Genomic DNA, 6858 nt, shown 5'->3' with positions numbered 1-6858 from the left:
GAGGTTATTTGCAAAACAGCCAATAACCTCTCTTCATAAAACTCAAAAATGCATCTGCATTCTTGCTGCGGGATGGGAGTCATCCCACATCTGATATCTTATTATCCTATCTCTGATATTCCTTTACTGCGGTCTCGTAAAGATTGTTTCCTTCGGAATCAATTACCACAATCATAGGCATATTTTCTACCGTCAATTTTCGGATCGCCTCTGTTCCCAGATCATCGTATGCAATCACTTCCGATTCCTTAATGCACTTTGAAAGAATTGCTCCGGCTCCGCCCACTGCCGCAAAATAAACGGCACCATTGCGAACGATGGCATCGATGACTGCCTGGCTTCTCTTTCCTTTTCCGATCATGGCTCCCATGCCGAGATCCAGAAGTCTTGGAGTATATTTATCCATACGGCTGGCTGTGGTCGGACCTGCAGAACCAATCGGACGGCCCTCTCTGGCCGGTGACGGTCCCATATAATAAATTACATTATCTTTCAGATCAAGGGGAAGTTCTCTTCCTTCATCCAGCGTCTCTATCATGCGCTTATGAGCTGCATCACGTGCCGTATAGATGGTTCCGCTTATATATACATAATCACCTGCATGCAGGCTTTTTAATGTCTCCCTGTCAATTGGAGCTGTGATTGTTCTATCCATATTTTCCTCCAAATCTATCTTATGTGCTCTCGGTATCTTTTTGTGCAGGAAAAACTCCGAGAGTACATTCTTTATACTATCAAATGATGTTTGGGTCACAAGAGATTTTTTCCCTTTTGATACCGGATTGCTATGTGCTTCGCACTTTCGCAATCCTAAAAATATTCATCAAATCACTCTGTGCGCATGACGGTTTACATGACAGCAGATATTGATGCCTACCGGCAGCCCTGCAATATGGGTCGGGTAGGTTTCAATATTGACAGCCAGGGCGGTTGTCCGTCCGCCTAAACCGCCAGGACCGATTCCAAGGTTATTGATCGTTTCAAGCATTTCTTTTTCCAGGTCACGCACATACTCAACCGGTGATTCCTCTTCCAGATTTCTGGTCAGCGCGTGCTTCGCCATCTCTGCACACTTTTCAAAGGTTCCGCCGATTCCGACACCTACTACCATCGGAGGACAGGCATTGGGTCCTGCATCCCGCACCGCTGTCAAAATGGCATCCTTGACTCCTTCGATTCCATCTGCCGGTTTCAGCATAAACACACGGCTCATGTTTTCACTTCCGAATCCCTTCGGAGCCACCGTAATCTCTACCTGCTCACCCTCTACGATCTCATAATGAATGATAGCTGGTGTATTATCCTTCGTATTCTCACGGTAAATCGGATCCTTTACTACAGATTTACGGAGATATCCGTCTACATATCCCTGGCGCACGCCTTCATTGATGGCATCGGTCAGCGAACCGCCAATCAGATGTACATCCTGTCCCACCTTGATAAACACAACTGCCATTCCGGTATCCTGGCAGATCGGAATCATCTCCTCACCAGCGATACATAAGTTTTCTTCCAGCTGGCCTAAAATCTGACGTCCCAATGGAGATTCTTCACTCGCTGCCGCCTCATCAAACACCTTTTTCATATCCGGTGACAGAAAATGGTTGGCCTCAATGCACATTTCTTTGATATTCTGTGTAATGGTTTCAACATTGATTCTTCTCATTTGAAAACTACCCTTCTTCCATGAAATTTTTATCTGCCCCTGCTGACAGAACCGCATCTCTTAATCATTAATGACTCTTATATCATCATAATAGAAATTAAATAATCTTGCAATCATTTCTGAATAGATGTAATAAAAATACCCCCTGAATAGATTTTGATCTCATGCGCAGTGATTCTGATAGGAATATGCCAGCTTTGCTGACCAGAATCACGCTCCAAGTCTCACGGACGTTCGACTTGAATTTATTTCTATCTATTCAGGAGGTATTATATTGTTACAGTTCAGCCATGACATCTTCTTGTTTCCATATTCATTCAAACCAGCGCATGGCTAAACTGTAACATCATATTATCTTGAAATTTCTCTTGTCACGTGTTTTAACCACTCTTTTTCTTCGTCATTCATGTACGGAGAAATGGTTTCGTATACGTCTTTATGGTATGTATTTAAGCGCTCGATATCCGCGTCATCCATGAAACGTGTATCCAGTGCCTCTAAGTCAATCGGCGCCTTGGTCAGGAATTCGAACTTCAGGAACTGTCCGTACTCATTCTTCTCATCCTCGACACATAAGATCAGATTCTCGGTTCTGGTTCCGAAATCGCCTGCAAAGTACAGACCCGGCTCATCGGAGCAGATCATGCCCGGCTCGATCACAGCGCTGTCCTGACGCTCCGGAACAACCTTCCAGCGCAGTCCGTTCGGTCTCTCATGTACGTTAGAAAGATATCCAACACCATGTCCGGTACCATGTGCAAAATCAAGACCACGTTTCCAGAATGCTTCACGGATGGTGTAGTCTAAGTTGATTCCCCGGCAGCCGTGAAGGAACTTCATGGTTGATACCTTCAGCATAGCGGCTGCTACGATTGTGTAGTACTCTTTTTCCTTCTCGGTCAGAGGTCCTAACGCATAGGTTCTTGTGATATCAGTAGTTCCCTCTAAATACTGTCCGCCGGAATCTACCAGCAGAAGACCTTCCGGTTTTAATTTCTTGCATACCTCATCGCTTGGATGATAATGGCACATTGCTGCATTTTCCTTGTAAGCTGCAATGGTTACGAAACTTGGCTCGATATAATTGCCCTGCTCTGCTCGCAGTTCTTCAATTTTATGAGCCGCTGTCATCTCTGTCATATCGCAGGTTCCGATGGTATGCTTCAGCCAGTACATAAACTTGGTAACAGCAATGCCATCTTTTAAATGGGCCCTACGCATATTTTCGATCTCGGTCGCATTCTTAACAGCCTTCATGGTCGCACAAGGATTCATCTCGTCTATGATACGGCAGGAAGCATCAATGCTCTCGCATACAGCAAAGCTTGCTTTCTTGCGTTCCAGAAGAATCTTCTCATTCTTCAGGGCTGCCACATCCTGTAAGAATTCCGCATACTCTTTTACCTGAACCTTTGCCTCAGCTAAAGCCGCACAAACCTCTTTTCCCATCTTAGTATCTTCTTTGATAGCTTCTTTCTGTACGTATAAATAGGCTTCATCCTGTGTAATAAGTGCATAGGACAGAAATACCGGGTTATTTACAATATCGTTTCCACGAAGGTTGAATAACCATGCAATTTCATCCAGAGCCGTCATCAGATGAATCTGTGCTTTATTTTTCTTCATGGCATCACGAAGATCTGAAAGTTTCTCTACGGTACTCTTTCCGGCATATTTTACATCCAGGCTCCAGATAGGCTCGCAGGACATAGCCGGACGGGAAGTCCAGATCTCACCTACCAGATCCTTGCTGCAGTTGATTGTTACATTTTTTTCCTGCAGTAAGTTCTGAAGACCATACCCCAGCTCAGAGTTTACAACACGGCCATCAAATCCAAGGCATCCATCAACCGGAAGCTCCTCCTCTAAAAACTCGTCCAGAGTCGGGAATTCAGGTTCACCCATGCGGTATAATTTGATCTCACTGCCTGAAAGCTGCTCTTCTGCCTGTACAAAGTATCTTCCGTCTGTCCAGAGTCCGGCTTTGTCCATAGTGATAACAGCCGTTCCAGCGGTTCCGTTGAAACCGGTCAGGAAGTGACGGCATTTAAAGAATTCGCCTACATACTCAGATTCATGAAAATCCGCAGTCGGAACCAGGTATGCATCGATTCCCAGTTCTTTCATGCGATCTCTTAATTGTCCAATTTTTACATTTGTCTGGTTCATTATTTCCTCCTTCATACGATTTTTTTGAAAAAATATGTACTCCTGGAATGTCTATGCATTCCGCATAAAACATTCCCAGAGTACATCTTAATTCTAGTTATTTAAATTATCGTAACGATTCAACCCCATTAGCCAAGAAACATTCCAACGCCCGGTCCTAACGGAAGGTTAAGTACGATCCATAATACTAACAGGATACTCCATCCAATCAGGAAGCATATACTGTACGGAAGCATGGTGGAAACCAGAGTTCCAATACCAGCCTCTTTATCGTATTTCTTCATGAATACGATAATCATTGCGAAATAGGACATCATCGGAGTGATAACGTTTGTACAGGAGTCACCGATACGGTAAGCAACCTGAGCGAACTCCGGTGTGTAACCTAACAGCATGAACATCGGTACGAATACCGGAGCGATCAGAGCCCATTTTGCAGATGCAGAACCCATGAACAGGTTGATGAATGCTGCAAAAAGAACGAATAAGATCATGGTCGGGATAGTTCCAATACCAGAGTTTCTAAAGAACTCAGCTCCCTTTAATGCAAGGATCGTTCCTAATTTGGTATAACCAAAGAAGTTAATAAACTGTGCTGCCACAAAGGTCAGAGCGATGTAGGAGCTCATGGTTCCCATGGCACGTCCCATAGCATTGCAGACATCCTTCTCTCCGTGGTATACACCAGTCATATGACCATATACAACAGACGGTACGAAGAAAAGTACAGTGATAATCGGGATGATGCCCTCCATAAACGGAGAGTTTCCTAACAGTGTTCCATCCTCAGCTCTCATAACAGAGTTAGCCGGGAGACAGAAAGCTACCAGAACCAGAATCATAACCAGTAAGGTTAAACCAGCTACTTTCAGAGCCTTTCTTTCCTGGTCATTTAATTTATACTCAGAGCTTGTTTCATTCTCTTCCCCATTGCCGTGATACTCACCAAAACGCGGTGCAACGACTTTCTCAGTGATGATAGTACCTAAGATTGTGATCAGGAAGGTAGATACCATCATGAAGTACCAGTTTCCGGTCGGCTCAACTACATAAGTCGGGTCTACCATCTTTACAGCCTCGTTGGTAATACCGCAAAGAAGCGGATCCAGAGTACCGATTAATAAGTTTGCAGAGAAACCACCGGATACACCTGCAAATGCTGCAGCCATACCAACTACCGGATGACGATTGTATGCCATAAACATCAGTGCAGCAATCGGAATCAGAACGATGTATCCAACTGCGTCAGCCAAGTTGGACATAACGCCTAAGAATACGATCATCGGAGTGATTAACTTAGCCGGAGTAACCTCTACAGCAGACTTTAATGCGCCTCCGATTAAACCACTGTCCTCCAGAAGTCCGATACCAAACATAGCTACCAGGACAACTCCCAAAGGAGCGAATCCTGTAAAGTTAGTGATTGCATGTGTCAGCATGTACACAAGCCCCTCACCATTCAAAAGGCTGACAGCCTGAACCGTCTGAGTCTCTACGACTCCCTTAGAACGGTTAACCAGTTCACCTGTTGCCGAAACTCCAGCCATCTCACAGACAGCAGAAAGAACGATAACAAAGAGAACTAAAATTGCAAAAATAGAAATCGGATGCGGAAGTTTATTTCCGACTTTCTCAATTCCGTTCAGCCAGCGGTTTAATAACGAAGGCTTATCTTTTGCTTGTTCGTTTGCTTTTCCCATTTTTTCCTCCATTCCTAACTTATACGTATAAGTAAATTTTGTATTGTTAGAATATCACAAAAGGATCGGCATTTCAATTATTTTTTTAGCAATATTAAATTATTGTGTATTTTAGTGAATTTCTATAGACATTTTTAGAGAAATTTAATAAACTGTAAAAGTGTTATAAGGAGTCTACAAAATTATGAAAAAAAATGTTACTGCAAAAGACATCGCAAAACTCTGCGGAGTCTCTCAGGCGACTGTATCTTATGTGATCAATAATCGCCAGAATCAGAAGATCAGTGAGGAAACCAGACGCAAGGTTTTAGATGCCGTTGAAACACTTCACTACTATCCCAATGCTTCCGCCAAAAGCATGCGGACCAAAAACTGCACGTCCATCGGAATTGTATGTGCAAAGGATTACAGCCGCCAGGCTTTCTTAAACGCTTTTACCGGAATCAGCCAGTACCTGTCCCAGATCGACTATACCATCACGATTTTCAATGAAATGGATGATATAGATTCTTCTCCGGATTATGTCAAAAGCTATTATTCCAACGTGATCGATGGACTCATTTTTATTTCCAACGATGATCACGCTGCTTTTACAAAACCGGCCGATGAAAATCATATTCCCTATGTGGTTATCTGTATGGACGGGGTTTTCTCAAAAAAAACACCGTTCCCCCATGCATTTGAATATGCCCTGCAGGAATGTGCCTCCTTCTGTCTGGAAAAGGGAATCCGCGAAGTGCGGTATTTTTCCATCAGCAACGACGGTCTTTTAGTTAATAATAAATATCCGCTTTTTGAATCCCTGCTTCGCCGGACGGCACCGAACTGCCATCTGGAGCACGTGATCTGCCCTATCAAGGATCGTGATCTGATTCATTTGCAGCAATTTTTAGCTAAATACATGGAAAACCGCAGTTTTGATCTTGCCATTTCTCAAAACTACGACATTGGACTGCTGCTGCAGCGTGAAATATTAAAAACAGGCTTTTCCATCCCTCAGAGAATTCGCCATATCTTCCTGAACGAGGTGAATTTCTATGAAATGGACTATCCTTCTATCAGCGGCATTGATATTCCCTACGATCAAATGGGCGAGTATGCTGCCAAACTTCTTCTTGCTATGATCGAAAACCGTGAATCTGAATTTACCTACCAGGAATTCAGGTGCCGACTCATTCAGAGAGAAACGACGCTGTGACGCTGTTAAAATACTGCGCCTTATAAAGATCAAAAAGAGAACACCCGCTAATTCCAGTTTATGAATTGCCGGATGTTCTCTTTTTTATGATTTTCTTTTCAAGGATCAAGGATATCTGATCTTTT

The 6858-nt window shown here is 43.5% G+C and carries 5 protein-coding genes; 1 reads left to right on the top strand and 4 read right to left on the bottom strand.

Annotated elements, in window-relative coordinates:
• Positions 1–106: 106 nt before the first annotated feature.
• The 4 genes from DWZ45_RS12875 to DWZ45_RS12860 form a co-directional block, all read right to left on the bottom strand.
• A complete protein-coding gene (locus DWZ45_RS12875) occupies positions 107–673 on the bottom strand; it encodes a Fe-S-containing hydro-lyase (protein ID WP_333549073.1) in 567 nt (188 codons plus the stop codon).
• 150 nt (positions 674–823) lie between these two features.
• Positions 824–1666: a fumarate hydratase gene (locus tag DWZ45_RS12870; protein ID WP_022358414.1), complete on the bottom strand. Its 843-nt coding sequence runs from the start codon at positions 1664–1666 to the stop codon at positions 824–826.
• 351 nt (positions 1667–2017) lie between these two features.
• Positions 2018–3835 carry an aminopeptidase P family N-terminal domain-containing protein gene (locus DWZ45_RS12865; protein WP_107000966.1) on the bottom strand — a complete coding sequence of 606 codons (1818 nt, stop codon included), beginning with the start codon at positions 3833–3835 and terminating at the stop codon, positions 2018–2020.
• A 128-nt stretch (positions 3836–3963) separates the two neighbouring features.
• Positions 3964–5535, bottom strand: coding sequence for an AbgT family transporter (locus tag DWZ45_RS12860; protein WP_107000965.1), 1572 nt, complete (start codon positions 5533–5535; stop codon positions 3964–3966).
• A 184-nt stretch (positions 5536–5719) separates the two neighbouring features.
• Here DWZ45_RS12860 and DWZ45_RS12855 point away from each other — a divergent pair, with 184 nt between their 5' ends.
• The gene (locus DWZ45_RS12855) at positions 5720–6733 is read left to right on the top strand and encodes a LacI family DNA-binding transcriptional regulator (protein WP_118469371.1); all 1014 of its coding nucleotides are present in this window, start codon (positions 5720–5722) and stop codon (positions 6731–6733) included.
• Positions 6734–6858: the final 125 nt, after the last annotated feature.

Origin of the sequence: Clostridium sp. AF32-7AC (assembly GCF_003477925.1) — a bacterium.
GTDB classification, from domain to species: domain Bacteria; phylum Bacillota; class Clostridia; order Lachnospirales; family Lachnospiraceae; genus Otoolea; species Otoolea fessa.
Note: the sequence above shows the minus strand (reverse complement) of the source record. Positions and strands in the feature narration are given on the sequence as shown.